Source organism: Nocardioides furvisabuli, from assembly GCF_021083185.1.
In the GTDB taxonomy this organism is placed as follows: domain Bacteria; phylum Actinomycetota; class Actinomycetes; order Propionibacteriales; family Nocardioidaceae; genus Nocardioides; species Nocardioides furvisabuli.
The window spans coordinates 76,090-103,008 of the sequence record NZ_JAIGQB010000008.1 but is presented as its reverse complement, the minus strand read 5'-3'; the positions used below and the strand labels follow the sequence as shown (position 1 = coordinate 103,008).

The 26,919-nt window shown below is 72.6% G+C and carries 23 protein-coding genes; 15 read left to right on the top strand and 8 right to left on the bottom strand.

What is annotated here, in order from left to right:
- Window positions 1-23 precede the first annotated feature (23 nt).
- A complete protein-coding gene (locus tag K4G59_RS15470) occupies window positions 24-1,040 on the top strand; it encodes a glycosyltransferase (RefSeq protein WP_231251963.1) in 1,017 nt (338 codons plus the stop codon).
- Entirely contained in the window at window positions 1,033-2,007 is a 975-nt protein-coding gene (locus K4G59_RS15465) for an NAD-dependent epimerase/dehydratase family protein (protein ID WP_231251962.1), read from the top strand. Before K4G59_RS15470 ends, K4G59_RS15465 begins: the two co-directional genes overlap by 8 nt.
- 23 nt (window positions 2,008-2,030) lie before the next feature.
- Here the strand turns inward: K4G59_RS15465 and K4G59_RS15460 are convergent, their stop codons facing one another.
- The 3 genes from K4G59_RS15460 to K4G59_RS20560 all read right to left on the bottom strand — a co-directional run bounded on the left by K4G59_RS15460 (window position 2,031) and on the right by K4G59_RS20560 (window position 6,426).
- A complete protein-coding gene (locus tag K4G59_RS15460) occupies window positions 2,031-3,038 on the bottom strand; it encodes a hypothetical protein (protein WP_231251961.1) in 1,008 nt (335 codons plus the stop codon).
- Window positions 3,035-3,856, bottom strand: coding sequence for a class I SAM-dependent methyltransferase (locus tag K4G59_RS15455; RefSeq protein WP_231251960.1), 822 nt, complete (start codon window positions 3,854-3,856; stop codon window positions 3,035-3,037). The genes K4G59_RS15460 and K4G59_RS15455 overlap by 4 nt, the downstream gene beginning before the upstream one ends.
- Window positions 3,857-3,939: 83 nt before the next feature.
- On the bottom strand, window positions 3,940-6,426 hold the full coding sequence (locus tag K4G59_RS20560; protein WP_231251959.1) for an Ig-like domain-containing protein: 2,487 nt from the start codon (window positions 6,424-6,426) through the stop codon (window positions 3,940-3,942).
- Window positions 6,427-6,660: 234 nt separating this feature from the next.
- Between K4G59_RS20560 and K4G59_RS15445 the strand changes: the two genes are divergently transcribed.
- The 3 genes from K4G59_RS15445 (at window position 6,661) to K4G59_RS15435 (ending at window position 10,211) form a co-directional block, all read left to right on the top strand.
- A complete protein-coding gene (locus tag K4G59_RS15445) occupies window positions 6,661-7,563 on the top strand; it encodes a phosphotransferase family protein (RefSeq protein WP_231251958.1) in 903 nt (300 codons plus the stop codon).
- 230 nt (window positions 7,564-7,793) lie between these two features.
- Window positions 7,794-9,281 carry a 30S ribosomal protein S1 gene (gene rpsA, locus K4G59_RS15440; RefSeq protein ID WP_231251957.1) on the top strand — a complete coding sequence of 496 codons (1,488 nt, stop codon included), beginning with the start codon at window positions 7,794-7,796 and terminating at the stop codon, window positions 9,279-9,281.
- A gap of 87 nt (window positions 9,282-9,368) precedes the next feature.
- Complete coding sequence (locus K4G59_RS15435) at window positions 9,369-10,211, top strand: patatin-like phospholipase family protein (protein ID WP_231251956.1); 843 nt, start codon at window positions 9,369-9,371, stop codon at window positions 10,209-10,211.
- A 10-nt stretch (window positions 10,212-10,221) separates the two neighbouring features.
- On the opposite strand, the gene K4G59_RS15430 is transcribed toward K4G59_RS15435, so the two are convergent.
- A complete protein-coding gene (locus K4G59_RS15430; protein ID WP_231251955.1) occupies window positions 10,222-11,487 on the bottom strand; it encodes a class I adenylate-forming enzyme family protein in 1,266 nt (421 codons plus the stop codon).
- 112 nt (window positions 11,488-11,599) lie between these two features.
- Between K4G59_RS15430 and K4G59_RS15425 the strand changes: the two genes are divergently transcribed.
- The 4 genes from K4G59_RS15425 (at window position 11,600) to K4G59_RS15410 (ending at window position 16,148) form a co-directional block, all read left to right on the top strand.
- On the top strand, window positions 11,600-12,550 hold the full coding sequence (locus K4G59_RS15425; RefSeq protein WP_231251954.1) for a GlxA family transcriptional regulator: 951 nt from the start codon (window positions 11,600-11,602) through the stop codon (window positions 12,548-12,550).
- Window positions 12,551-12,630: 80 nt separating this feature from the next.
- A complete protein-coding gene (locus tag K4G59_RS15420; protein ID WP_231251953.1) occupies window positions 12,631-13,908 on the top strand; it encodes an aspartate aminotransferase type Ic in 1,278 nt (425 codons plus the stop codon).
- A gap of 280 nt (window positions 13,909-14,188) precedes the next feature.
- Entirely contained in the window at window positions 14,189-14,785 is a 597-nt protein-coding gene (gene coaE / locus K4G59_RS15415) for a dephospho-CoA kinase (protein WP_231251952.1), read from the top strand.
- Between the two features lie 40 nt (window positions 14,786-14,825).
- Complete coding sequence (locus tag K4G59_RS15410; RefSeq protein ID WP_231251951.1) at window positions 14,826-16,148, top strand: glycoside hydrolase family 3 N-terminal domain-containing protein; 1,323 nt, start codon at window positions 14,826-14,828, stop codon at window positions 16,146-16,148.
- A 4-nt stretch (window positions 16,149-16,152) separates the two neighbouring features.
- Here the strand turns inward: K4G59_RS15410 and K4G59_RS15405 are convergent, their stop codons facing one another.
- Together K4G59_RS15405 and K4G59_RS15400 are read right to left on the bottom strand one after the other, a co-directional pair.
- On the bottom strand, window positions 16,153-17,115 hold the full coding sequence (locus K4G59_RS15405; protein WP_207085216.1) for a sigma-70 family RNA polymerase sigma factor: 963 nt from the start codon (window positions 17,113-17,115) through the stop codon (window positions 16,153-16,155).
- 275 nt (window positions 17,116-17,390) lie between these two features.
- Window positions 17,391-18,695: a DNA polymerase IV gene (locus tag K4G59_RS15400; RefSeq protein WP_231251950.1), complete on the bottom strand. Its 1,305-nt coding sequence runs from the start codon at window positions 18,693-18,695 to the stop codon at window positions 17,391-17,393.
- Window positions 18,696-18,870: 175 nt separating this feature from the next.
- Between K4G59_RS15400 and K4G59_RS15395 the strand changes: the two genes are divergently transcribed.
- Window positions 18,871-19,881, top strand: a complete 1,011-nt coding sequence (locus K4G59_RS15395) for a DUF4192 domain-containing protein (protein ID WP_231251949.1) — start codon at window positions 18,871-18,873, stop codon at window positions 19,879-19,881.
- Between the two features lie 78 nt (window positions 19,882-19,959).
- Window positions 19,960-21,423 (top strand): glutamate-cysteine ligase family protein, encoded by a 1,464-nt coding sequence (locus tag K4G59_RS15390; protein WP_231251948.1) that lies wholly within the window; start codon window positions 19,960-19,962, stop codon window positions 21,421-21,423.
- A 7-nt stretch (window positions 21,424-21,430) separates the two neighbouring features.
- Here K4G59_RS15390 and K4G59_RS15385 read toward each other — a convergent pair whose 3' ends face one another.
- A complete protein-coding gene (locus K4G59_RS15385; protein ID WP_231251947.1) occupies window positions 21,431-21,883 on the bottom strand; it encodes a hypothetical protein in 453 nt (150 codons plus the stop codon).
- A gap of 125 nt (window positions 21,884-22,008) precedes the next feature.
- Here K4G59_RS15385 and K4G59_RS15380 point away from each other — a divergent pair, with 125 nt between their 5' ends.
- From K4G59_RS15380 to K4G59_RS15365, 4 genes are all read left to right on the top strand, one after another.
- Window positions 22,009-22,410, top strand: coding sequence for a universal stress protein (locus tag K4G59_RS15380; RefSeq protein WP_231251946.1), 402 nt, complete (start codon window positions 22,009-22,011; stop codon window positions 22,408-22,410).
- 49 nt (window positions 22,411-22,459) lie between these two features.
- The gene (locus tag K4G59_RS15375; RefSeq protein WP_231251945.1) at window positions 22,460-23,020 is read left to right on the top strand and encodes an HhH-GPD-type base excision DNA repair protein; all 561 of its coding nucleotides are present in this window, start codon (window positions 22,460-22,462) and stop codon (window positions 23,018-23,020) included.
- A 124-nt stretch (window positions 23,021-23,144) separates the two neighbouring features.
- Window positions 23,145-24,683 carry an RNA polymerase sigma factor gene (locus K4G59_RS15370; protein ID WP_231251944.1) on the top strand — a complete coding sequence of 513 codons (1,539 nt, stop codon included), beginning with the start codon at window positions 23,145-23,147 and terminating at the stop codon, window positions 24,681-24,683.
- Between the two features lie 11 nt (window positions 24,684-24,694).
- Window positions 24,695-25,708, top strand: coding sequence for a M28 family metallopeptidase (locus K4G59_RS15365; protein WP_231251943.1), 1,014 nt, complete (start codon window positions 24,695-24,697; stop codon window positions 25,706-25,708).
- A gap of 7 nt (window positions 25,709-25,715) precedes the next feature.
- Here K4G59_RS15365 and K4G59_RS15360 read toward each other — a convergent pair whose 3' ends face one another.
- Window positions 25,716-26,867 (bottom strand): CapA family protein, encoded by a 1,152-nt coding sequence (locus K4G59_RS15360; protein WP_231251942.1) that lies wholly within the window; start codon window positions 26,865-26,867, stop codon window positions 25,716-25,718.
- Window positions 26,868-26,919: the final 52 nt, after the last annotated feature.

The following is a 26,919-nucleotide window of genomic DNA, read 5'->3' as shown; positions in this document are numbered from 1 at the left end:
CAGGTGAGTGCTAGTTTTCCGTGGTGACCGAGGCGCCCGCACCATCTCCTCGGCACACCGTCGCCGTGGTCATCCCCGTCTACCAGGGTGAGCAGACCCTGCGGGCGGTCGTCGAGGAGCTCGCGCCGCTCTTCACGCCGCGGGTCACGACAGGTGGCCACGACATGGTCGTCGCCGAGGTGCTGCTCGTGCACGACAACGGCCCGGACGACTCGCCGCAGGTGATGAGGTCGCTGGCCGAGAAGTTCCCACAGGTGCGCGCGGTCTGGCTGACGCGCAACTTCGGACAGCACGCCGCGACGCTGGCGGGCATGGCGTCCTCGGGCAGCGACTGGATCGTCACGATGGACGAGGACGGCCAGCACGACCCCGAGGCGATCCCGCGCATGCTCGACACCGCGATGCACGAGCAGGCCGGGGTGGTCTACGCGAAGGCGACCAACCCGGCTCCCCACGGTCTGCTGCGCAACCTCGCCTCGCGCTCGGCGAAGTCGGCCGTGCAGCGACTGGTCCCCGGCCCCGACATCGTCAGCTTCCAGAGCTACCGGCTCGTGCTGGGCGACATCGGGCGCAGCGTGGCGGCGTACTCCGGTGCGGGGGTCTACCTCGACATCGCGCTGGGCTGGGTCAACTCGCGCGTGGCGACCTGCCCGGTGGAGCTGCGGGCCGAGGGCGGACGCCCGTCGGGCTACTCGAGCCGCGCGCTCGCCTCCCACTTCTGGCGCCTCGTGCTGTCGTCGGGCACGCGAGCCCTGCGACTGGTCTCGCTGCTCGGTGTCTCGGTCGCCGTGCTGGGTGTCGTCTTCGCCGTCGGGGCGGTCATCGGCCGCTTGCTCGGCACCATCGACGAACCCGGCTGGACCTCCGTCATGGTGGTGATGCTGCTGGGCGTCGGGACGGTGCTGTTCTCCCTCGGCGTGATCGCCGAGTACGTCGGCGTCTCGGTGAACACCTCCATGGGGCGGCCCAACTACCTGATCACCGGCGACCGGAGCCAGGGACCGCTGGGCCGACGGCCGATCGCGCCCCCGCATGACTGAGGGGTCCTCCGCCCGACCGGTCCTGTGGGTCGTCGGGGCCGGTGGCCTGCTCGGCTCGTCCGTGGTGGACGCGACGGTCACGTCCGGGACGGCCGAGGTGTGGGCGCCCCCGCGCCCGGTGGCCTGGCTGGCTGCGGATGCGACCCGGATGAGCCTGGAGGAGATGGCGCGGGAGTTCCTCGCCCACGCCGCGGGGCGCCCGTGGTGGGTCGCGTGGTGCGCGGGCGCCGGTGTCTCCGGCACCTCGGCGACGGACCTCGCGCGCGAGGTCGAGGCCTTCGCCCACCTGCTGTCGAGCCTGCGCGAGGCGGGAGCGGGACCGGAGGGGTCGCTGTTCCTGGCGTCGTCCGCCGGCGGGGTGTACGCCGGTTCGGCCGACCCGCCCTTCGACGAGGAGACGGTGCCGGTCAGCATCTCGCCCTACGGCGACGCCAAGCTCGCGCTCGAGGCACTCGCCCGCGACTTCCAGCGCGCCACCGGGTCCTCGCTGCTGATCGGTCGCATCGCGAACCTCTTCGGTCCCGGCCAGGACCTGTCCAAGCCGCAGGGGATCATCTCCCAGCTCTGCCGGGCGCACCTGCTGCGCCGGCCGCTCTCGATCTACGTCCCGCTCGACACCATGCGCAGCTACATCTACGCCCCCGACTGCGGCGCCATGGTTGTCGCCGGCCTGCGGCGCCTCGACGGCGCGGCGGTGGGCGGCGGTCGGTCGGTGGTCAAGGTGATGGCCGCCCCGCACGCGGTGTCGGTGGGGTTCGTGGTCGCGGAGTTCGCCCGCGTCGTCAAGAGGCGACCCCTGGTGACCTTCGGCTCGTCGTCGACGTCCGCCTTCCAAGCCCGTGACCTGCGGGTGCGCAGCGCGGTCTGGCCCGAGCTCGACGCGCTCGCGGCGACACCCTTCGTGGTCGGGCTCGCCGCCACGCTGGAGCACCTGCGCAGGTCGGTCGCGCTGGGGCACCTGGCCTGATCCCGCCGCCCAGCGGCGTACGGTCAGCTGCCGGTCGCCTCGAGCGCGTCGTGCACCCGGCGCCCGAGGGCCTCGAGCGTGGCGGACGGGTGTCGGTGGCCACGGCCGCGCAGGGTGACGACGGTCGTCCCCCGCAGGCCCACTGCGCCCACGGACACGCCGCTGCCCCCGGCCGTGACGGGGTAGAAGGCCAGCTCCTCGACCTGCGGTGCATCGACGTCGCCGAGGTGGGACACGAGCAGGGTGGACCCGAGGCGGGACGAGAGCGCACCCATCGCGACAGTGGCGACGCGTCCGGTGAGCGACGGTCCGTCACCCGTTCCGGGCGGCGGCGGCTCGGGAGCAGCCTCGCGGATGGCGGCACGCACCTCGGGGACGGACAGCCGCTCCACTCCCCGGAGCCGGAGGAGGGCGCTGTGGTCGCCCACGACCGGGACCTCGCCTCCCAGCCGTGAGGCGCCGATCGCGACGGCGACCCGCGTCGTACGCCCTCCGACAGCACGGTTGTGGGCCGTGACGCCCTGCACGGCCGCGTGGGTCAGCTCGGCGACGGGGAGCCTGCGGGCGACGGTGAAGCGGGCGAACGCCTCGCCCGCATCCCGCCGGCCCGCCGCTGCAGGTGCTGCGACCGGGGCGGGAGGTGAGAGCAGCGCCTCGGCGAGCCGTCGGGCCGTGGAACCGAGTGCCGACCCGCGTACGTCGCGCTCGCCCAGGCCACGGGCCGACGACGTGGCCGCCGCGCCCGTCGCCGCCTCGAGCAGGGCGAGGAGCCCCAGCCCGTCGCAGCGCTCGTGCTGGGCGCCGAGGACGACACGGTTCGTGGAGACCGCCGCGCGGACCGCAGCGGTCCTTGGCGCAAGGACCTGCTGGAGGGCGTCCGGGCCCCGGTCGGCGGTCACGACCGGTCCGGGGAGTCCGGCGGAGGCAAGGCCCGCTGCGACCTGTTCGACGTCCACCGGCTCCCGAAGGTGCGCCTCGAGGGCGATCACCCACGCGACCGTCGGGTCCGCGACCCAGGCGCCGGTCGTCACTGGACTGCCACGTGCGCGACGAAGATCGCCGTCCCCGGGGTCAGCACCCCGCGGGCGCGTGACCACCCGCCCCACACGCGGTCGTGGTCGGCCGGCCACTCGGGCTCCACGAGGTCGGAGAGGACGAAGCCGTGGCCGGCGAGCAGCCGCACCCAGTCGCCGAGGGTCCGGTGGTGCTCGACGTAGGACACCACGCCGGTGGCGTCGTCGACCTCGACGTAGGGCGTGCGGTCCCAGTAGGACTGGGTGGCCGTCAGTCCCGCCTCGCCCGGGTCGTCGGGGAACATCCAGCGGGTGGGGTGGGTGACGGAGAAGGCGAAGCGGCCGCCCGGACGCAGCACGCGTGCCACCTCGCCCACGGCGTCCTCGATGTCGCTGACGAACTGCAGCGCGCCGAAGGAGCAGAAGACGACGTCGAAGGTCGCCGGGGCGAAGGGGAGGTGGGTGGCGGTGCCCCGCACGGACGGGACGGCGACACCCGTCTCCTCGTCGAGCCGCTGCGAGTGCTGGAGCTGGCGGTGCGAGAGATCGAGGCCGAACCCTCGACCGCCCCGGGTCCGCACCCAGCGCGAGCACTGACCGGCCCCGCTGCCCACCTCGAGCACGTCGAGGCCGGCGACGTCACCGAGGACGTGCAGCTCCTCCTCGGTGTGGCCCTCCGGCCCCCACACGAAGCCGGCGTCGCCGAGGAACGTGCCGTGGGTCGCCTGGTACTCGTCGGCGTAGCGGTCCCAGTCGGGGCCGTTGGCCCGACGCGACTCCTCCTCGGAGACCGCTCGGCGCTCGACGCGGACCGACTGGGGCAGGTGATCGTCCACGAGCGGGAGCCTAGTGCGCACCCACGGCGCGACCGGGTCCCCGGACAGGTGTCCGTCCGAGGACCCGGTCGTCGCTGCTTCGCTCAGCCGATCCCGAAGGAGTCGTCGCGGCGTGTGGGCCTGGTGCCGCGGATCCGCGGGTCACGCGGTCCCGAGCGCCAGTCGGCGGGGTTGGACCTCGCCCTCACCTCGGCGCCGTCGCCGACGCCGCCCTTGTCGGTGTCGCACTTGGACGGGTCGGTCCGGTCCCTGCCGAAGCGCTTGTTGGCCTTGCCGGTCAGCTCGACCTTGTCCTCCAGGCCGTCGCGGTCGGTGTCCTTCCTCGTCGGGTTGGACCGGGTCCTGCCGATGAAGAACGTCTTCTTCTTGGTCCGCACCTTCTGCTTGATCCTGTAGCCGCGGACCTCCTTGCCGTCGGTGAGGCCGTCCTTGTCGGTGTCCTTCGACAGCGGGTCGGTGCGGACGAGGATCGCCGTACGCGCCTTCTTGCCGCAGACTTCGAAGCGCTCCTTGATGCGCACGCCGCTGACCTCACGACCGTCGGTGATGCGGTCGCCGTCGGTGTCGCGGTCCCGAGGGTCGGTCCCGTGGACGTTGGTCTCGGCGCCGTCGCTCAGGCCGTCGTCGTCCGTGTCGTGGTTGTTCGGGTCGGTCCCGAGCATCGCCTCCTGGCCGTCGGACAGGCCGTCGCCGTCGGTGTCATTCGACGCCGGCGACGCCGGGGACGTCGGAGGCGTCGTGGCACCGACGATCGTGAAGGACACGGTGTCGGCGGGGCTGACGTTGCCGTCGGCGTCGGCCTGGGTGGCGCTGACGGTGTGCGGCCCGAGGGGCAGCGCGACCGCGGGCGAGCACGACCACGTGCCGTTGGTGGCCACCACTGCCGTGCAGAGGACGGTCGAGCCCTCCGCGACGGTCACGGTGGCCCCCGCCTCGCCGGTGCCCGAGATCAGCGGCGTGGTGTCCTGCACCGACGCGCCCTCGGCGGGTGCGACGATCACCGGCGCGGCCGGCGGGACGGTGTCGCCGCCGTCAGGCACGATGATGAAGGTCGTCGTCGCGGTGTCGGTGTTGCCGGCCTCGTCCTCCGCGGTGACCGTGAGGGTGTGCTCGCCGGGGAGCAGCGGCAGCGCCGGGTCGCACGACCAGGTGCCGTCGGACTGCACGGTCGTGGTGCAGACCGGGAGCCCGCCCTCGGTGACGGTGATCGACGCGCCGGCCTCACCGGTGCCCGACACTGCCGGTGTCGGGTCGGAGGTGCTGGATCCGTCCGCAGGGGTCAGGACGTCCACCGTGGTCGTGGTGTCGACCTCGAACGTGACCGTGTCCGGTGCGGAGGTGTTGCCCGCCGCGTCCGTCGCCGTGGCGGAGTAGGTGTCCTCGCCGTCGGTCAGGTCCGCGGCCGGTGCGCAGCTCCACGTGCCGCCCTCGGCAACGTCGGTGCAGACCTGGTTGCCGTTGGAGTCCGTCACGACGACCGTCGAGCCGGGCTCCGCGGTCCCCGAGAACTCAGGCGTCGCGTCGTTGGTGACGGATCCTTCTGTGGGCTGGTCGATGACCGGGGCGGCGGGTGCGTCGTCGTCCACCCCGCACTCCACCCCGCCGGTCGGTGCGGTTGCCTGCACCGACATCGGGGCGATGCCGAGGGAGACGTCGGCGGCATCGAGGAGCCCGGTGTTTAGGACCTCGAGGTCGATGCGCAGGAGCGCGTCCGCCGTCGCGCTGCCCGTCGCGCCCGCCGACTGGTCTTGCGCGGGGTAGGCGGTGAGGGAGAGGTTCACGAGGAGGTCGAGCGCGAACGGCAGCGTGATCGGCTGCGGTTGGCCGTTCGGCGGGATGGTGACCTGCTGGCCACCGACCGTCGCGACGATCGTCGGCGGGTTGACGTAGCCGGCGCTGCCCGTGGCGCCGTCGGAGCGGGCCTCGAGGACGACGGGGCTGGTGACGTCGACGGTGACGGCGTCGTCGAGGAGGCTGATGTCACCGACCGTGGTGGTGGTCCGCGAGACGACGTCGGCACCACCTGGTGCCTGGTCGTCGAGGAAGGTACGGGTCCGGGTCTCGGACGCCGCCACGTCGGCGAGCGTGCCCAGGCCGGGGAGCGACGCCAGGCTCAGGCCGGCGAGCGTGGTGCGCGCGTCGGACATGACCCTCGTGCCGTCCTGCGCGGCGGGCACGCAGGTGTTCGCGCCCGCCCACGACGCCTGAACGTCGCCCTGGACGGCGCCGACAGTGACGACCGGAGCGAGGGGGACACCGAGGAGCGTGGTCGCGGGAGGGTCCTGAGACGGCGGTGCGGTGACGGTCTCCTCGTCGAGGGTGAGTCCGGTTCCTGCCAGGGTCCCGCCGAGGTTGGCGGAGGTCGCCGTGCTCGTGCCGTCGGTCGTCGTGCTCGCGACCGTGCTGCGGCTGTGCCCGACCTGGACCCCGGCCAGGTCGAGGGCGAGCAGGTCGACGTCGAGGTCGACGATGTCGGCGTGGGCGTCGGCGGAGTAGGCCGCCGGCAGCGGCGCCGCCGCGGCGGGCGCCTGGGTCAGGGCCAGCATCGACCCGGGTAGCGCGAGCGCCACGGCTATGGCCGCTCCTGTGGAGAACCGGCCCCGTGGCCGGTGCTGTCGTCGTGCCTGCATGCGTCCTACCCCCTGTGCGTCTGCGCCCGTAGATCCTCGAGAGATCTACGCCACGGTGAGAAGAGATCTAGCCCGATCAACGAGTCGTGCACAAGAAGGTGACATGAACCGTGTCCGAAGGTATGAGCCGAGCTCTCCGGGGACGTGCCCGCGGCCCGTGCCACCATGGCGCGGGTGAGCGACCTCGGACTCGACTGGCATCCCCTGCCCGGCGGCCACTCCGGCCGCACCTTCGTCGCCGGTGCCGGCGGAGAGCGGGCCGTCGTACGGATCTACCCGCCCGGTGACCGGCGCGGTGCCGCGGCCCCTGAGGTCGACCGCTCGGTGCTGGGCCTGGTTCGCGGCCTGGTGCCCGTCCCGGACGTGCTGGAGGTGCGCCGCCCGCTCGCCGAGGAGGACGTCCCGGGGTTGCTGGTGACGTCCTTCGTGCCGGGCGAGCGCGGCGACCTCGCCGTCGAGCGCCTGGTGGCGGCCGGTGACGTGGAGTCGCTGGCGCGCCTCGGTCGGTCCCTGGGCGTCGTGGCGGCTGCGCTCGCCGGGATGCCCCTGCTGCGACCCGGTCCGTTCGTCGACGCCGAGCTGCGGCTGGGACGCTTCCCCACCGACGACCTGCTCGAGTGGGCCGCCAGCCGTTTGCCGGGGTGGTCGGACGCGCGGCTGGACGCCCTGACCGACGCCTGCGGGTCCGCGCAGGCACTGCTGGACGAGGTGGGTCGTGCCAGCCTCGTCCACGGCGACCTCAACCCCAAGAACGTCCTCGTCGCGCCCGGGACCCTCGAGGTCGCCGCCGTGCTCGACTGGGAGTACGCACACGCCGGCCACCCGTGGACGGACCTGGGGAACCTGCTCCGCTTCGAGCGCCACCCTGCCTACGTCGCCGCCGTCCTCGACGCCTGGGTCGCCGTGCGCGGGGGAGACCCGGCCGTCGTCCTCGAGGGCGCCCGCGCGGCCGACCTCTGGGCGCTCGTGGACCTCGCGTCACGGGCAGGGGAGAACCCGGTGGCGGACCGCGCCGAGACACTGCTCCTGGCCATTGCGGAGACCGGCGACGTCCACGCGTGGCCCTTCGGTCGCTGAGCGTGGCGTGAGCGTGGCGTGAGCGTGGCGCGAGGGGGCCTGCCCGGTTGGACGTGCGCGGTCGCAGGCGCGTACTCTTGTGTGCTGCGCCAGACGTCTGCCCGGTTTCCGTACCGAGCGAACCCCGGCTCGCCGAGCTCTCGTCAGTGACACCTCACCGCCGTGGCTCAGTGAAACAGGCGGTTGCGCGCGTCCGCACGACTCCATCCATCCAAGGAAATTCCTTCCATATGACGAGCACGCTCTCCACTCTTCCGGACTACGACGCGCCCCAGGTCGCGATCAACGACATCGGGTCCGAAGAGGACTTCCTCGCGGCAATCGACGCGACCATCAAGTACTTCAACGACGGCGACATCGTCGAGGGCACCATCGTCAAGGTGGACCGCGACGAGGTCCTCCTCGACATCGGCTACAAGACCGAGGGCGTCATCCCCTCGCGCGAGCTGTCGATCAAGCACGACGTCGACCCCAACGAGGTCGTTTCCGTGGGCGACAAGGTCGAGGCCCTGGTCCTCCAGAAGGAGGACAAGGAAGGCCGCCTGATCCTGTCCAAGAAGCGTGCTCAGTACGAGCGTGCCTGGGGCACCATCGAGCAGGTCAAGGAGGAGGACGGCGTCGTCGAGGGCACCGTCATCGAGGTCGTCAAGGGTGGCCTCATCATCGACATCGGCCTGCGCGGCTTCCTGCCCGCCTCGCTCGTGGAGATGCGTCGCGTCCGCGACCTGCAGCCCTACGTCGGCCAGGTCCTCGAGGCCAAGATCATCGAGCTCGACAAGAACCGCAACAACGTGGTCCTGTCGCGCCGTGCCTGGCTCGAGCAGACCCAGTCCGAGGTGCGTCACGGCTTCCTCACCCAGCTCCAGAAGGGTCAGATCCGCAAGGGTGTCGTGTCCTCGATCGTCAACTTCGGTGCCTTCGTGGACCTCGGTGGCGTCGACGGCCTGGTCCACGTCTCGGAGCTGTCGTGGAAGCACATCGACCACCCGTCCGAGGTCGTCGCCGTGGGCGACGAGGTCACCGTCGAGGTCCTCGACGTCGACATGGACCGCGAGCGTGTCTCCCTGTCGCTGAAGGCGACGCAGGAGGACCCGTGGCAGCACTTCGCCCGCACCCACCAGATCGGCCAGATCGTGCCCGGCAAGGTCACCAAGCTGGTGCCCTTCGGCTCGTTCGTCCGTGTCGAGGAGGGCATCGAGGGCCTGGTGCACATCTCCGAGCTCGCCGAGCGTCACGTCGAGATCCCCGAGCAGGTCGTCCAGGTCAACGACGACGTCATGGTCAAGATCATCGACATCGACCTCGAGCGTCGCCGGATCTCGCTGTCGCTCAAGCAGGCCAACGAGACCGCTGCCGCCGCTGACGTGGAGGAGTTCGACCCCACGCTCTACGGCATGACCGCGACCTACGACGAGCAGGGCAACTACGTCTACCCCGAGGGCTTCGACCCCGAGACGGGCGAGTGGCTCGAGGGCTTCGACGAGCAGCGTGCGGTCTGGGAGGACCAGTACGCCAAGGCGCACGCGCGCTGGGAGCAGCACGTCAAGCAGCAGGAGGAGGCCAAGCAGGCCGAGGTCGAGGCCGGCGAGGCCACGTCCTACTCCTCGGGCGGCGACGTCGTCGAGGGTGGCGAGTCCGGTGGCGACACCGGCGGCTCGCTCGCCTCGGACGAGGCGCTGCAGGCGCTCCGCGAGAAGCTCACGGGTGGCCAGGCCTGATCGGCTGACCCCCTGACCTGACGCACATCACGACGGCCCGCCGGGATCCCCGGCGGGCCGTCGTCGTGCGTGGGGTAGAACTGGCGCATGACAGGACACGGGCGTACGGCACTCGTCCTCGGCGGTGGCGGCATCACGGGCATCGCGTGGGAGATCGGCATCATCGCCGGCCTGGCGGAGGCGGGGGTCGACCTCACTGACGCAGACATCGTGGTGGGGACGTCCGCGGGCTCGGTCGTCGGCGCGCAGGTCGCCAACGACGTACCGACCGCTGACCTCTACGCCGCGCAGCTCGAGCCGCCCGACGCCGAGCTGGGTGGCCGGCTCTCGCGCATCGCCGCGCTCAAGCTCGCGCCGCCCTACCTCCTGCCCGGCAGCGGTCGCGACAAGCTGGCCAGGGTCGGCCGTGTCGCGCGCGCAGCCCACGAGCCCGGGAGCGCCGACCGCGAGGGCGTGATCCGCTCCCGGCTGCCCGTCCACGCCTGGCCTGAGCGCGACCTGCGCATCACCGCCGTCGACGCGGAGAGCGGTGAGTTCACCGTCTTCACCGCCGACTCCGGGGTCGACCTCGTCTCGGCCGTGGCCGCCAGCTGCGCCGTCCCGACGGTGTGGCCACCGGTCGAGATCGGCGGTCGGTCCTACATGGACGGCGGCATGCGCTCGACCGCCAACGTCGACGTGGCCCGCGATGTCGAGCGGGTCGTGGTCCTGGCGCCGCTGCCGAGGTCGCTGAGCAAGAAGACGTCCATCCGGGCGCAGCTCGAGCGCGTGGCCCCCCGGGAGTGGTCGGTGGTGACGCCGGATCCCGAGGCGCTGGCGGCCTTCGGGCGCAACCTGCTCGATCCCGCCAGGCGCAAGGACGCCGCCGAGGCGGGGCTGCGGCAGTCGCGCGGTCTGGTCGACGAGATCCGCCACGTGTGGACGGCCTGACGCTGCCGGGTCAGGGGGCCAGCCCGGCGAGTGCGTCGCGGCGGACCTTCCCGGTCGCGGTCATCGGCAGCTCACCGACCGTGACGTAGTCCTTCGGTCGCTTGGCGGGGGCCAGGACCCGGCGTGCGTGCGCGGCGAGCTCGTCGGGCGAGGCGGTGCCGACGACGGCGGCACACACCCGCTGCCCCCACTGATCGTCGGCGACGCCGAACACGGCGACGTCCTGGACCCCGGGGTGCTCGCGCAGTGCGTTCTCGACCTCCAGGGGGTAGACGTTGACCCCTCCGGAGATGATCAGGTCCGTACGCCGCCCGTCGAGGTGGACGTAGCCGTCGGCGTCGATGCGCCCGACGTCGCCGACGGTGAAGGCGGGCCCGGCGGTGGTGTCCCGCCACGCGGCGGCCGTCTGCTCGGGAGCGCCGAGGTAGGTGAACCGGGCGTGCGAGGGCACCGCGCACCAGATGCGGTCCTCGGAGTCGGTGGTCAGGGTGCGACCTGGGCGGGCGCGACCGACTGTCCCGGGGTGGGCCAGCCACTCCTCGGACCGGCAGGCGGTGAACTGCCCCTCGGTGGAGCCGTAGAACTCCCACGTGGAGCCGTCGGGGAACAGCTCGACGAGGCGGCGCTTGACCGCGTCGGGGCACGGAGCGCCGGCGTGCGCGACGAGCCGGAATGACGACAGGTCGGGCACACCGACCTCGTCCCAGTGGGCGAAGAGCCGCTGCAGGTGTGCCGGCACGCAGAACATCGTCGTGGGGCGGGCCGCCGCGATGACGGCGGTGACGGCGGCCGGGTCGAACTTCCCGGGGACCTCGATCCGGCCGCCGGCGAGCAGCGTCCCCATGGCGAAGCGCAGCGGGGCGGAGTGGTGCAGCGGGCTGAGGACGAGGTTGACGTCGGATGCGCCGAAGTCCCAGAGGTCGCGCTCCTCCGCCACCAGCGCCGAGGCCTCGGCGCTCGTCAACAGGCCCGACCACACGCCCTTGGGCGTGCCGGTGGTGCCGCTCGTGCAGTGGATGGGGCGCCCGCGGGGGAGCGACCGCTGTCGGTCCGCCCGGCCCGCCAGCAGGTCGTCGACCTGCTCCTGGGAGGTCACCAGGAGGTCGGGCTCGATCGGGGCGAGGATCCGCTCGCGCTCGGACGCGGTGAGGGCGGGGTCGAGCGGGACCGGGAAGATCCCGTCGGCCAGCAGCGCGAGCACCAGGTCGACGTACGCCGGCGAGCCGGGCACGAGCAGGGCGACCCGCGAGCCCTCACCCAGCCCGTCGTCGCCCATGCCCCGCATTGTGCCGGGTCGCCCGTGCCCGTCGGGTGTGGGGACAGCCGGGGCCTGGCAGGAATGGCGGTGCTAGTCGAGTTCCTGCCATGGGCGGGGCATGCTGAGGTCCGTGAAGAAGGTCGCCGTCGTGGTCCAGGGCCAGCCCGAGCCGTTCGGGTTGGGAGCGTTGTGCGAGGTATGGGCCGAGCCCTACCACCCCGAGGACGACAACCCGGTCTTCGACTTCGTCGTGGTGACACCCGAGCCCGGCAGGCTCCGCACGCGGGCCGGCTTCGACCTCGTGGTCGAGCACGGGCTGGACGAGGCGGCCGACGCCGACCTGGTCTGCCTCGCGCCCAAGGGCAACTACCTGGAGACGTCGCCGGAGGTCTCCGAGCTGCTCCGGGCCACGCACGCGCGGGGCGCGATGCTCTTCGCCCACTGCTCGGCGACCTTCATGCTGGCGCAGGCCGGCCTCCTCGACGGTCGTCGCTGCACCACGCACTGGCGCTTCGCCGCCGAGCTGGCCGAGCGCCACCCGGAGGCGATCGTCGACCGCGACGTCCTCTACGTGCAGGACGGATCGATCGTCACCGGCGCAGGCTCGGCTGCCGCGCTCGACGCCGCGCTGCACGTGATGCGCCAGCAGTTCGGCGCCAAGGTGGCTGCCACCACCGCCCGGCGGATGGTCGTGCCGCCCCACCGAGACGGTGGGCAGGCGCAGTTCATCGCACGCCCGGTCCCGGTCTGCGAGTCCGAGGCGCTCGCGCCGCTGCTGGCCTGGATCAGCGAGCACCTGGCCGATGACCTCGACGTCGAGACCCTCGCGCGCCAGATGCACATGTCGGCACGCACCTTCGCCCGCCGCTTCAAGGAGGAGACCGGGACGACCCCCTACAGCTGGATCCTCGGCGAACGGGTGCGTGCGGCGCAGGAGCTGCTCGAGCAGACCGACCACTCGGTGGACTGGGTCGCCGGCGAGGTCGGGTTCGGCAACGCCGCCACCCTGCGCCACCACTTCGGTCGCTCACGCGGAGTGAGCCCGCAGGAGTACCGGCGTTCGTTCCGGCTGACCGCCTGAGGCGGCCGTGAGGCTGCGTGCGTCCCGATCCGTGGCGCCACCCCCGGGGCCGCAGGACGGTCCTCGGTAGCCTTGCCCGCGTGACCGCGACTGCGCTGACCGACCTGTCCGCCGACGACCTCGCCACCCTGCTCGAGGAGCAGCGGGCGGCCTACGAGGAGCTCAAGGGACGCGGGCTGAAGCTCGACCTCACCCGCGGCAAGCCGTCGTCGCAGCAGCTCGACCTCTCCGACGCGCTGCTGCACCTGCCCACCTCGACGAAGGACGCGGCGGGTGTCGACGTGCGCAACTACGGCGGGCTCGAGGGCCTGCGCGAGCTGCGCGAGATGTTCGCCGAGCTGCTGTCGGTCGAGCCCGACCAGGTCGTCGCGGGCGGCAACTCCAGCCTCACGATCATGCGCGACTGCCTCGTCTACCTGATGCTCTTCGGCGGCGTCGACTCCGAGCGCCCGTGGCGGCAGGAGGAGAAGGTGCGCTTCGTCTGCCCGGTGCCGGGCTACGACCGCCACTTCACCCTGCTCGAGAGCCTCGGCATCGAGATGGTGACGGTGCCGATGCACGACGACGGCCCCGACGTCGACGCGGTCGCGGCGCTGGTGGCCGACGACCCGAGCATCAAGGGCATGTGGATCGTGCCGACGTACGCCAACCCGACGGGCGCCGTGGTGAGCCAGGACGTCGCCGCTCGCCTGGCGGCGATGCCGGCGGCAGCGCCGGACTTCAAGATCTTCTGGGACAACGCCTACGCGCTGCACCACCTGACCGAGGACGAGGCGAAGAGCGCCGACATCCTCACGCTGGCCTCGGCCGCCGGGCACCCGCACCGGCCGATCATGTTCGCCTCGACGTCGAAGATCACCTACGCCGGCGCAGGCGTGGCGTTCCTCGCGGCGTCCACCGCCAACGTCGCGTGGTACCTCGGGCACCTCGGCAACGGCTCGATCGGCCCGGACAAGGTCAACCACCTGCGGCACGCCCAGTTCTTCGGCTCGCCGCAGGGCGTGCGAGAGCACATGGGAAAGCACCGCGAGATCATCGCGCCGAAGTTCGCCGAGGTGGACCGGGTGCTGACCGAGCGCCTGGGCGGTCGCGGTGTGGCCACTTGGAACAAGCCCGCCGGCGGCTACTTCGTCAACCTCGACGTCGTGCCGGGCACCGCGTCGCGCGTCGTGGCGCTGGCCAAGGAGGCGGGCATCGCGCTCACGCCCGCGGGCTCGTCCTTCCCCTACAAGCAGGACCCGGACGACACCAACATCCGGCTCGCGCCGACGATGCCGCCGCTCGCGGAGGTCACCGAGGCCATGGAGGCCGTCGCGACGTGCGTGCTGCTGGCGGCCGCCGAGAAGGCGTCCGCCTGAGCCGACCGGGCACTTCGTTTCCCGCAGGCAAGCCGAGCGGGCACTTCGTTCCTCGCAGAGGCGCTGACCGGGCGATTCGTTCACTCGCAGACGGAACGAAGTGCCCGGTCGCCGTCCAGCACAAGCACGAAGTGCCCGGTCGGCGTCGCGGACCGTCGAGAGGCGGTGCGCGCACTGCCACCGAGGTGGCCGCCGCCCTCGAGCGGGACCTGGCCGTGCTGACGCTGGCGCAGCGTCGTACGCTCCACGAGATGCTGACCGTCGTCGTGGGGGAGGACCAGTGACCGTCCGGGTGGGGCTGACCGGGGGCGTCGCCTCCGGCAAGAGCACGGTGTCGGCGATCCTCGCCGAGCTGGGCGCGGTGGTGATCGACGCCGACGCGATCGCGCGCGAGGTGGTCGCGCAGGGGACGCCGGGGCTGGAGGCGGTCGTGGCCGAGTTCGGGCCCGGGCTGCTGACGCCCGGGGGAGACCTCGACCGTCCGGCCATGGGTGCCCTGGTCTTCGCCGACGCGGGTGCCCGCAAGCGCCTCGAGGCGATCATCCACCCCCTGGTGCACCGGCGCAGTGCCGAGCTCGAGGGCGCAGCCGACGCCGACGCGGTGGTGGTCCACGACATCCCGCTGCTGGCCGAGGTCGGTCGGGCCGGTTCGTTCGACGCCGTGATCGTCGTGGACGCACCCTCCGAGGTCCAGATGGCGCGGATGGTCGGTGACCGCGGATGGACCCGGGAGGACGCCGGGTCGCGCATCGCCGCCCAGGCCTCACGGGAGGAACGACGGGCGATCGCGACCCACGTCATCGACAACACCGGCTCGCTCGAGGACCTGCGCCGCCGGGTGGAGGACGTCTACGCCGAGCTGGCCGCGCGGGGCTGACGTTTCCGGTTCGCGCGGGCGCGGCCGGTACCCTCCACGCGTGCTTCCGATCCGACCCCGACTGGCCGCGATCGCGACGGGTGTCCTGCTCGTGAGCGGCTGCGCCGTCCTCAGCCCGACGTCCGACGAGGCGGCGCCTGCGACCTCCGCGCCGTCGTCCTCTGCCCCGGCCGGGTCCACCTCGTCAGGGGCCGAGTCCGGGGCCGAGGAGACCGAGGACCCGGACGCCCCGACCTCCTGGGGACCCACCGTGGGCGAGCTCGACGCGGCCCGCGAGCTCGTCAGCACCTGGACCCCCGAGCAGCTCGCCGGCGGTGTGATCGTGGGGCGCTTCCACGGCACCGATCCTGCTGAGCCGGCGCAGATGGTGCGCGACCTCCACCTCGCAGGCGTCTCGGTCACCGGTGCCAACGTCGCCGACCTCGACCAGGTGCAGGCGATGACTGCCGGCATCGCGCAGGCGGCGGCCGACGACGGTCGCGACTTCCCGCCGGTGATCGGCGTGGACCAGGAGGGCGGCTACGTCTCCCACCTGCGGGGCATCGCCACCGAGTTCCCACACTTCGCCTCCGCGGGACAGGCCATCTCCGCCGATCCCGAGGAAGGGCGCCGCGCGACCCGGGTGGCTGCGCTGACCACGGCGCTCGAGCTGCGCGGCCTCGGCTTCACCTGGGTGTTCGCCCCCGTCGCCGATGTCACCATCGGCGCCGCCGACCCGACGATCGGTGCCCGCTCCCCGTCGACGGACCCGGAGGTCGCGGCCGACGCCGTGGCGTCGGCGATCAAGGGCTACGACGCCGCCGGGATCGTCTCGACGGTCAAGCACTTCCCGGGTCACGGGACCGCCACCAGCGACAGCCACGACACGCTGCCCGTCGTGGACTCGCCCCTCGGTGAGATCGAGGCCCACGACCTGCCGCCCTTCGAGGCGGCGATCGACGAGGCGGCCCCCGCGGTGATGCTGAGCCACCTCGACCTGACCGCGATCGCGCCCGGCGTGCCGGCGAGCATGGCCCCCGAGGTGTACGACCTGCTGCGCGACGACCTCGGCTTCGAGGGAGTGGCCATCACCGACTCGCTCGGCATGGGTGCGGTCGGTGGACGGCCGACGCCGGCCCTCCAGGCGCTCAAGGCGGGTGCCGACCTGTTGCTCATGCCGGTCGAGACGGCCACGACGCACCAGATCGTCACCGACGCGATCATCGCAGGCGACGTCTCGCGCGAGCGGGTCGAGGAGGCGGCGGCCCGGGTCGTCGCGCTCCAGGTGTGGCAGGCACGCGTGGCAGCACAGCGGCCCGTGCCCGCCGACGTGGTCGAACGGGCACGGGCCGCGAGTGCGGACCTGTTGTCCGCGGCGTACTAGACGATCAGGCCGCGAGGTCCGGGTCGCCGGCGCGGCGGAGCTTCTGCAGTGCCTCGCGCTCGAGCTGGCGGACCCGCTCGGCGGAGATGCCGTGACGGGCACCGATGTCGGCGAGCTTGTGCTGGCGGCCGTCGGCCAGGCCGTAGCGCGCCCGCACGATGTCGGCCGAACGCTCGTCCAGGATGCCCACGAGGTCCTCGAGCCGCTGGCGCGCCTCGACGTCCAGGAAGTTGAGGTCCGGACCCGGAGCGGTCTCTTGCGCCATCAGGTCACCCAGCGAGGTGTCTCCGTCCTCGTCGACGGGGGTGTCCAGCGAGACGTGGTCGCGACCCCAGCTCATCAGGTCGAGCACGCGGTCGAGCTCCATCCCGAGCTCGGTGGCGATCTCCTGCGGCTCCGGGTCGCGGCCGAGCTGGCGCTCCAGCGTGCGACGGGCGCTGCCGACCTGGTTGAGCTCCTCGACCACGTGGACGGGGAGCCGGACGACGCGGGCCTGCTGGGCGATGCCGCGGGTGATCGCCTGGCGGACCCACCAGGTGGCGTACGTCGAGAACTTGTAGCCCTTGGTGTAGTCGAACTTCTCCACGGCGCGGATGAGTCCGGTGTTGCCCTCCTGGATCAGGTCGAGCATCGGCATCTGGGAGCGGCCGTACTTGCGGGCGATGGAGACGACGAGGCGGAGGTTGGCCTCGATGAAGCGGTCCACCGCGAGGCGTCCCTGCTCGGCGAGCCACTCGAGCTCCTCCTCGTTGGCGCTCATCGGGGCACCGCCCTTGCGGCGGCCGATGCGACCGGTGTCGAGGAGGTGCTGGGCCAGCAGGCCTGCCTCGATGGTCTTGGACAGCTCGACCTCGGTCTCGGCGTCGAGGAGCGGGGTGCGGGCGATCTCGTCGAGGTAGAGGCCCACGCTGTCGCGGCCCTCGATCTCACGCGTGGTGGTGGTGCGCTTGGCCTGTGCAGTGCTCATCTGGTCCTCCTGCTCCTCGTGCGCCCACCCCTGTGTCGCACGTCTGATCCAACGCCTGTGTCCGTTGCGGGATTCCCGAACGGATTGCTCGGTGCCTTCACCAGATGTGACGCGCCAGTGGCTGCTGGAATTCCACGATTCCGGAACTCTCAGGGACTTCTCAGGGGTTCCCCTCCGCGCGGGGATCATGCGCGGGCCGCGCGGGGAGACTGCCCGACGGGGGCGCGGCGCGCAGCACGCGACCGGTGGACACCCGGTGACGGGTCGGTCTCGGCTCAGTCCTCGGCGGGCGGCTCGAGACGGCGCAGCGCAGGGTCGTCGTCACGGAAGCTGCGCACGGGACCGGGGGGAGTCTCGGCGGTCTCGAAGCGGACGGTGACCACGCCGGAGCCCGACCCCCAGACCCAGCCCTGGCCCATCTCGTCGTGCACGACGTCCGCGCCCGGCGGCCAGGTACGGCGCGGTGGCTCGAGCAGCCGCACCTCCTCGGCCTCGTCCTCTTCCGGTGTGGACCCGAACAGGTCCTCCTGCACCCAGTCGGCCAGCCCGGAGACGCCGACGCCGAGCAGCCGCACGCCCCCGGTGGTGTCGAGATCGGCGAGCAGCGACCGGGCGATCCGGGCGATCGTCGTGCCGTCGTCGGTGGGGCTGGACAGGGTGCTGGAGCGGTTGAGGGTGGTGAAGTCGTGCAGGCGGACCTTGATCGTCACGGTGCGACCGGAGAAGCCGTTCTTCCGCATCCGGGCGCCGACGTCGCGCGCCTGGCGGGCGAGCAGGCCCTCCATCACCCGGCGGTCGTTGAGGTCGGTGTCGTAGGTGCCCTCGACGCTGATCGACTTCGTCTCCCGCTCGGCCAGGACAGGGCGCGGGTCGCGGGCGCGCGCCAGCTGCCACAGCCCGTGCCCCTGGGCCTGGCCGAGCAGGCGTACGAGCTCGTCCTCCTCGACCGCCTCGAGCTCGGCGATCGTGTGGATGCCCGCCCGCCGCAGCCGCTCGGCGGTGGCTGGTCCCACGCCCGGGATGACGGTCACCTTCATCGGCCGCAGCAACGTCAGCTCGGTGCCCGGCGGCACCACCGTCATCCCGTCCGGCTTGTCGAGCTCGCTCGCGACCTTGGCGAGGAACTTGGACGAGGCGATGCCCACCGTCGCGGTCAGGCCACCGGTCACCTCGTGCACGCGCTGGCGCAGCCGCTCGCCTGCCGCGGTCACGGTGGACACCTCGAGGTCGGGCAGGTCGGCGGCGGCCAGGTCGACGAAGGCCTCGTCGAGCGACAGCGGCTCGACGAGGGGGGAGAGCTCGCGCAGCACCTCCATGACCCAGGCGCTGGTCTCGCGGTAGGCGTGGAAGCGGCCGCTGAGGAACGCCGCGTGCGGGCAGCGCGCCCGCGCCTCACGCCCGGACATCGCCGACCCGACGCCGAAGGTGCGTGCCTCGTACGACGCCGTGGCCACGACGCCGCGCCCACCGGTCCCACCGACGATCACCGGCTTCCCGCGCAGCGACGGCTTGTCGCGCTGCTCGACGGCGGCGAAGAACGCGTCGAGGTCCAGGTGCAGGACCGAGGCGGTCGAACGCATCAGGCGCGCATCGTCTGTCCGGTCACCGCCGCATCCTCTCAGGGTCTCGTCCACGGGGCTCGGGCGGCGGGTCGTGGGCCACGAACCGTCCACAGGCGGGCCGCGGGGTCGGTTCTCCACAGGGTTGGAGCCGATCGGGCATGGAGGGTCGGTGGGCGCGGGAAGCGTCCTGCTCATGGAAACCTCCGACAGCACCCCGTCCCAGTCCGCCTTCGCCTCCGCCGACCGGGGCTCGCCGCCGCGGACGCTCCTGCGAGCACGCACCCCCGCCGACATCGCTGCCTTCGTCCCTCTCGCCCTCGGGTTCCTGCCCGAGCACTCCGTGGTGATGGTGAGCACCGGGGCGCCGGGTGGCATGCAGGCCCGCGTCGACCTGCCGCACGACCCGGACGACGTGGACGACGTCGTCGAGGCACTCCTGCGCCCGGCCCGTCGCCACGGCGTGCGAGAGGTCGTCATCGTGATCTACGACGACGACACCACCGTGGCCGACGAGGCCGCCTGGGCGATCCACGAGGAGTTCGGCGAGGCCGGCGTCGAGGTCCGCGAGGTGCTGCGGGTCCACGATGACCACTGGTACGCCGTCCTGCCGGGCGCACCGCTCGCGGCCTACCGCGGCGTGCCGTTCGAGCTGGCCGAGCACCCGTTCACCGCCCAGGCGGTCTTCGACGGACGTGTCACCCACGCCAGCCGCGAGGCCCTGCGCGCGTCGATCGCCCTCGACGCCGTCCTCGCGCGAGAGGTCGAGGACGAGATATGCTCTGCTGCGACCTTGCCCGCCGGTGCTCTGGGGGCGCTGGTGCGCCGGCACCTGGCAACCGGCACCCGGTTCACCCGCGCCGAGCTCGCGACCGTCGCGCTGACCGTCACGGCCGGTGCGCTCCGCGACGAGGCGTGGGCCTGGCTCGGACGCGCCGACGCACGTGGCGCCGTCGAGCTGTGGTCCGACGCCGTTCGCCGCCTGCCGACGAGCCACGTCGCCGCCCCCGCAGCCGTGCTGGCCTTCGCGGCCTGGCTCGCAGGGGACGGCGCGTTGGCGTGGTGCGCGGTCGACCGCTGCCACGACGTCGATCCCGACCACTCGCTGGCCGGACTCGTCGCCCAGCTCCTCGAGTCCGCCACGTCGCCGGACGACTGGGAGGTGCTGCGACCCCGGCTCGGCGGGACCGCGGATCCCGCGGCCTGACCCACAGGCCTGACCCATCGGCGTGGACCAGCCTTCGGGACGGTTCCCGCGGTGTGCCCGCGACACTAGGGTTCGGGCATGGGTGAAGAGGTCGATCAGCAGGAGTTCAGTCGCGCCGACCGGACGAGGCACCGCGCGAAGGTGCGCCGCAACCTCGATGTCTTCGCACGCATGCTGCGCGAGGCACGCTTCGACACCGACGACCCGATGACCGGGCTCGAGATGGAGCTCAACCTCATCGACGACGCCGGCGATCCGGCGCTGAAGAACGCCGAGGTCCTCGAGGCGATCGCGGACCCCGACTTCCAGACCGAGCTCGGCCAGTTCAACATCGAGATCAACCTCGCTCCGGCCAAGTTGCGCGAGGGCGGCCTCAGCACCTTCGAGCAGAGCCTGCGCCACTCCCTCAACGACGCCGAGGAGAAGGCGGCGCAGGTCGGGGCCCACCAGGTGGCGATCGGCATCCTGCCGACGCTCGCGGAGGGCCACATGAGCCGCGCCAGCCTGAGCGCCAACCCGCGCTACAACCTGCTGTCCGAGCAGATCCTCAACGCCCGCGGGGAGGACATCACCATCAGCATCTCGGGGCGTGAGCGGCTCAGCACCACCGCGGACTCGATCGTGCCTGAGGCCGCGTGCACGAGCACGCAGTTCCACGTGCAGACCTCACCCGACCAGTTCGCGGCCTACTGGAACGCGGCCCAGGCCGTCGCCGGCGTGCAGCTGGCCGTGTCCGCGAACTCCCCGTTCCTGCTGGGCAAGGAGCTGTGGCGCGAGACCCGCATCCCGCTGTTCGAGCAGGCCACCGACACGCGCAGCGAGGAGCTCAAGGCGCAGGGCGTACGACCCCGCGTGTGGTTCGGCGAGCGCTGGATCACCTCGGTCTTCGACCTCTTCGAGGAGAACGTGCGCTACTTCCCGGCCCTGCTGCCGGTGACCGACGAGGAGGACCCCCTCGAGGTCCTCGAGTCCGGCGGCACCCCGCTGCTGCACGAGCTGCGCCTGCACAACGGCACCATCTACCGCTGGAACCGGCCGGTCTACGACGTGGCCGACGGAGTGCCGCACCTGCGGGTGGAGAACCGGCTGCTCGCGGCCGGGCCCACCGTCGCCGACACCATCGCCAACGCGGCCCTGTGGTTCGGCCTGATCCGCTTCCTCGCCGAGAACGAGCGGCCGTTGTGGTCCCAGATGTCGTTCTCGGCCGCGGAGGAGAACTTCCACGTCGCCGCCCAGATGGGCGTCGACGCCCAGGTCTACTGGCCCGGCATCGGCCAGGCCCGCGCCACCGAGCTCGTGCTGCGCCGCCTGCTGCCCATGGCGAAGGCCGGTCTCGACGCGTGGGGCGTGCCCACCGAGGAGAGCGAACACTACCTCGGCATCATCGAGCAGCGGTGCCTGCTGGAGGCCAGTGGCGCTGGATGGTTCGTCGAGCGGGTGCGCGCGCGTGGGGGAGAGGACCGCTTCGACGCCCTGCGCGCCACGTTGCTGGACTACAAGGACCGCATGCACAGCAACGAGCCCGTGCACCTCTGGGACTGAGGCGACCTCACGCCCGTCGGCGCAGGCGCCGCCACTCGCGGCGTACGCCGCTGACGGGGTCGAACCAGCCCCGGCGCGTCACGACGACCAGCGGGGTGTGCGCCCCGAGGGCTGACGTCGCCCAGGCGGCGGGGCCGAGCCAGCGCAGGTCCTCGTCGTGCGTGCTCAGCTCGCCGGGCCGGGTGAGCCATAGGTAGGGGCGCGGGGTGAGCGCCGACGCGTGGCGCAGCAGCGCCAGCACGAGGTCGGCCCGCAGGCCCGGGTCGGCGGCCCGCGGCTCGTCGCAGTGGCGCGCGGTGCGACCGGGCACGCCGGCGTGCAGCACCGCCGGGAAGTGACGCCGCGCCTCGGCCTCGACCAGCTCCAGCGTCGCGGCGCGCAGGACCGCATGGGTGGCTCGGTCGATCGGGGCCTCGAGGCCGACGACGGGCCCTGCGGGACGCGCACGGGTGGACGCCATGTCCTCACCCTGCCGGAGGAGAGCGTGCGCAACGCGCCTGTCCACAGGCTGCCCAAGGCAGCCGGTTTCCGTTACGGTGCCACCAGGTCGGCGGCGTGGCGCTGCTGGTCACGAGAGGAGACACCATGGGCACCGTCGTCGTCGGGTACGTCCCCAAGCCGGAGGGCGAGGCCGCCCTGTCAGCTGGCATCAGCGAGGCGAAGCTGCGTGGCAGCAAGCTCGTGGTGGTGAACTCCCACCGGGGGGGCCAGGAGTTCGACGGCACCCGGGCACGCACCGCGGAGGACGAGATGGCAGCGGTCCGCGCCACCCTCGAGGAGGCTGGCGTCGAGCACGACATCCGCCAGCTCGTACGCGGTTTCGAGCCCGCCGAGGACCTCATCAGCATCGCCGAGGCCAACAACGCCGACCTGCTCGTCATCGGCCTGCGTCGCCGCTCGCCCGTGGGCAAGCTGATCCTCGGCAGCAACGCCCAGCGCGTGCTCCTCGACGCCCCGTGCCCGGTGCTGGCGGTCAAGGCCCAGTAGGTCCGCCCGGCAGGTCCCGGGCCGGCACCACGTCGGGCAGGATGGACCCATGGGCTTCCAGATCACCGGCGACCCCGCCGCCGACAAGGTTCTCGACGACTCCGCCTTCGCGCTGCTGGCCGGGATGATGCTCGACCAGCAGTACCCGATGGAGCACGCGTTCCGCGGCCCCGCCAAGGTGCTGGACCGCTTCGGCACGATCGCGCCCGAGGCGATCGCCGCGGCCGACCCCGACGAGTTCGCCGCGATGGCCTCGACCCCGCCGGCCATCCACCGGTTCCCGGGGTCGATGGCCTCGCGCCTGCAGGAGCTCGCCGGCATCGTGGAGGAGACCTACGGCGGTGACGCGTCCCGGTTGTGGACCGAGGCCGCCGACGGCAAGGACCTGCTCAAGCGCGTGATGGCGCTGCCGGGCTTCGGCAAGCAGAAGGCCCAGATCTTCGTCGCCCTCCTCGCCAAGCAGCTCGGCGTACGTCCTGAGGGTTGGGAGGCCGCGGTCGGTGACTACGCCCTCGAGGGCCACCGCTCCGTCGCCGACGTGGTGGACGCGGACTCCCTGCAGAAGGTGCGTGACTTCAAGAAGGCGAAGAAGGCCCGGGCCGGGTCCTGACCCCGCGACGTCGCGAGCTCAGGTCGGGACCGGATGCCACGGGTCGTGGAGGACCGTGGCAGAATGACGGTGCGGCTCTTGACGTCACCGGGCCTCGCCGCGCCCCGAAGCTGTCCGACGAGAGGTGTTCGTGTCTTCACACGCACGCAAGTTGCTCCCCGCGGAGGTGCTCACGCACCCCTCCATCACCGCCCTGGTCGCCGGCGGGACCCCCACCGGCACCGTGTCCCCCGAGGACGTACGTCGCGCCAGTGACGAGGCCGGTGTCGAGCCCCGCCACCTGAAGGCACTCCTCGTGCACCTGAGCGGCCTGGGGATCTCGGTCCAGGTCGACGCCGCGAGTCTTCGTGCGGTCGCTGCGACGAGCAAGCGCTCGGCCAGCACCGCCGCGGCGAAGAAGGCCCCGGCCAGGAAGGCTGCCGCGAAGGCGACACCGGCCAGGGCCGCTGCGACCGAGGCCGCGGCTGCGCCCGCCGCCGAGGCGCCGGCGAAGAAGGCCCCCGCGAGGAAGGCCGCCGCCAAGAAGGCACCCGCCAAGAAGGCCGCCGCCACCGACGAGGTCGTCGATCTCGGCGCGGTCGAGACCCCCGTGCTCGGGGCCGACGGCAAGAAGATCCTTCCCGACATCCCCGACGAGGTGTTCGAGAAGGACGTCGCCAAGGACCCGTCGATCAAGGAGGACGAGAAGCAGGCCTTCACCGTCTCCGCGGCCGACGAGACCGACGAGCCCGAGCAGCAGGTCATGGTGGCGGGCGCCACCGCCGACCCGGTCAAGGACTACCTCAAGCAGATCGGCAAGGTCCCCCTCCTCAACGCCGAGATGGAGGTCGAGCTCGCCAAGCGCATCGAGGCCGGCCTCTTCTCCGAGGAGAAGCTCGGCAAGGGTGGCCGCATCAGCCCCAAGATGCTCGAGGAGTACGAGTGGATCGCCGAGGACGGTCGCCGCGCGAAGAACCACCTCCTCGAGGCCAACCTGCGTCTGGTCGTCTCGCTGGCCAAGCGCTACACCGGTCGCGGCATGCTCTTCCTCGACCTGATCCAGGAAGGCAACCTCGGCCTGATCCGTGCGGTCGAGAAGTTCGACTACACCAAGGGCTACAAGTTCTCGACCTACGCGACGTGGTGGATCCGTCAGGCCATCACCCGCGCGATGGCCGACCAGGCGCGCACGATCCGCATCCCGGTCCACATGGTCGAGGTCATCAACAAGCTCGCCCGCGTCCAGCGGCAGATGCTGCAGGACCTGGGCCGCGAGCCCACGCCCGAAGAGCTCGCCAAGGAGCTCGACATGACCCCCGAGAAGGTCATCGAGGTCCAGAAGTACGGCCGCGAGCCCATCTCGCTCCACACGCCGCTCGGCGAGGACGGCGACTCGGAGTTCGGTGACCTCATCGAGGACTCCGAGGCGATCGTCCCGGCCGACGCCGTGTCGTTCACCCTGCTCCAGGAGCAGCTCCACGCGGTGCTGGACACCCTGTCCGAGCGTGAGGCCGGCGTGGTGTCGATGCGCTTCGGCCTCACCGACGGCCAGCCCAAGACCCTCGACGAGATCGGCAAGGTCTACGGCGTGACGCGCGAGCGCATCCGTCAGATCGAGTCGAAGACCATGTCGAAGCTGCGGCACCCCAGCCGGTCGCAGGTCCTGCGCGACTACCTGGACTGACCAGGCTCCAGGTGCGAGCGGACGTGCACCGCCTCGCGAGCAGCGTCGCCCTCACGGCGGCGCTGTTCGCCATTTCGGGGTGCTCGGACGGCGACGTACGCCCTCCCGCCCCCACGTCGTCGCAGGCGAGCGACGACCCCACGACGGCGCCCCCGTGCGACTCGACGGCCCTGGAGCCCGAGCCGGCCGAGCCGGAGGTGGCGGTCCTGGACCCGGTGCGGGCCGGTGACCTCGACCGGACCATCGCCGTCGCGGCCGTACGACACCTGGCCGGGGTGGTCGGCCCCCGCGAGGCCACGGGCCCCGCCTACCGGCAGGCCGCCGGCTGGGTGTCCCGCCGGCTGGGGCGGCTGGGCTACGACGTCGTACGCCAGCGCGTGGACGTGCCCGCCGGGGAGTCGTGGGGCGTCGCGGTGCCGGCCGGCACGTCGGTCAACGTCGTCGCGACACCGCCCGGGCTCGAGCCCGGCGACCCGCACCTCGTCGTGGGCGCCCACCTCGACACCGTCCCGCAGGCCCCGGGCGCGGAGGACAACGCCTCGGGCGTCGGCGTGCTGCTCGCGGTCGCGGAGGCGGTCGCGCAGCGGCGTACGCGCCTGCCGGTCGTGCTCGTCGCCTTCGGGGCCGAGGAGCCGCGCGGGCCGGGCGACGCCGACCACCACTACGGCTCGCGGCGCTACGTCGCCCTGATGGGGCCGCGGGAGCGCAGGGCGCTGCGGGCGATGGTCTCCCTCGACCGGGTGGGTGTCGGGGACCGGGTGCCGATCGGCTCCGCCACCGCGTCCGACCCGGTGCAGCGCAGCCTGCTCGTCGCGGCCGGTCGTGCCGGCGTCCCGGTGGTCGCCGACCCGGAGGAGCGCAGCAGCGACCACTGGTCCTTCGTCCGCGACGGCCTGCCGGCCGCACGGCTCGGCTCGACGCCCTACGCCGGCTACCACTCGGCAGGAGACGTCCCCGAGGTCGTGTCCCCCGACCAGCTCGGGCGGGTGGGGCGACTCGTGCTGGAGTGGCTGGCGCCGAAGTAGGGCCGGGTCAGCCGGCCAGACCGGCGCAGGAGCGCAGCGAGCGGCGTTCGGCCGTGAAGGCGTCGGTGTCGTCGCCCCGGACCCGTGACGGCAGTCCGTCCTCGCCGATTCGCGCCGGCCACCACGACGAGCGCACGACCCGTGCGCGCCCGGACCGCTCGCGAGGCGGTCGGACGGCGAGGGTGAGCACCCCGGTGCGGGCGGTCGCCGCGGTGCCGGGGGAGTACCAGGCGAAGTTGCCGAGCCCGTAGGCGACGTAGCCCCGCCCGAGGCGGCCGTCGCCCTGGACCACGTGGGCGTGGCTGCCGACCACGATGTCGGCGCCCGCGCGCACGAGCCGGGTCGCGAGGCTCCGCTGGTCGGCGCTGGGGCACCGCTGCCCCTGCACGCCCCAGTGGAGGTAGACCACCACGACGTCGGCACGACGGTCGGTGCGGCGCACCGTCGCGAGCAGCCGGCTCGGGTCGAGGGCGGTCGCGACACCCGCACGCTGGTCGGTGGCCGCCCACTGCCTGGTGGGGTCGGCGGACGGGTCCTGGTCGGCGGCGGAGGCGGCGAGGGTCGCCACGACCGTGCCACGCACGTCGACCAGCGCCGGGCTGAAGGCCTGACGCGCGGTGCGGCCGATCCCGACCACGGTGAGGGCGGGGGCGGCGTCCTTCCCCGCGCGCAGGGTGCTGGGCAGCCGGGCCCGACCGAAGTCGAGCGCGTGGTTGTTGGCCATGCTCGCGACGTCGACCCCGGCAGCGGCGAGCGCGTCGAACGCCGCTCGCCCGGCAGAGAACGTGAAACGCTTGCCCGCCTCGGGCTGACCGCCCGTGCCCACCGACGTCTCCAGGTTCACGACAGCGACGTCGGCCGCGCGCAGTGCGGCTGCGGCAGGGGCCAGCGCCGTCGCCGGGTCCTGCAGCCGGTCGGCGAGGACGCCCTCGAAGTGGATGTCTCCCGCGACCGCGATCCGCACCGGGCGTCGTACGGGCTCGGGCGGCGGTGCCGGGGGAGACGGCCGCGCTGAGCCCGTCGCGGAGGGCGCCGAGGCCGGTGACGGGTCGGCCGGCGCGTCCTGGGGCGTGCACGCGGCGGAGGCGAGCACTGCGGCCAGTCCGGCGGCGAGCATCGCCCCGCGGCGGCGTACGCCCCGGATGCGCGCGCCCGTCATGGCGCCATCGTGCCACTGGGAGCCGATCCACCCCCTCAGGTGGGTGGAGCGC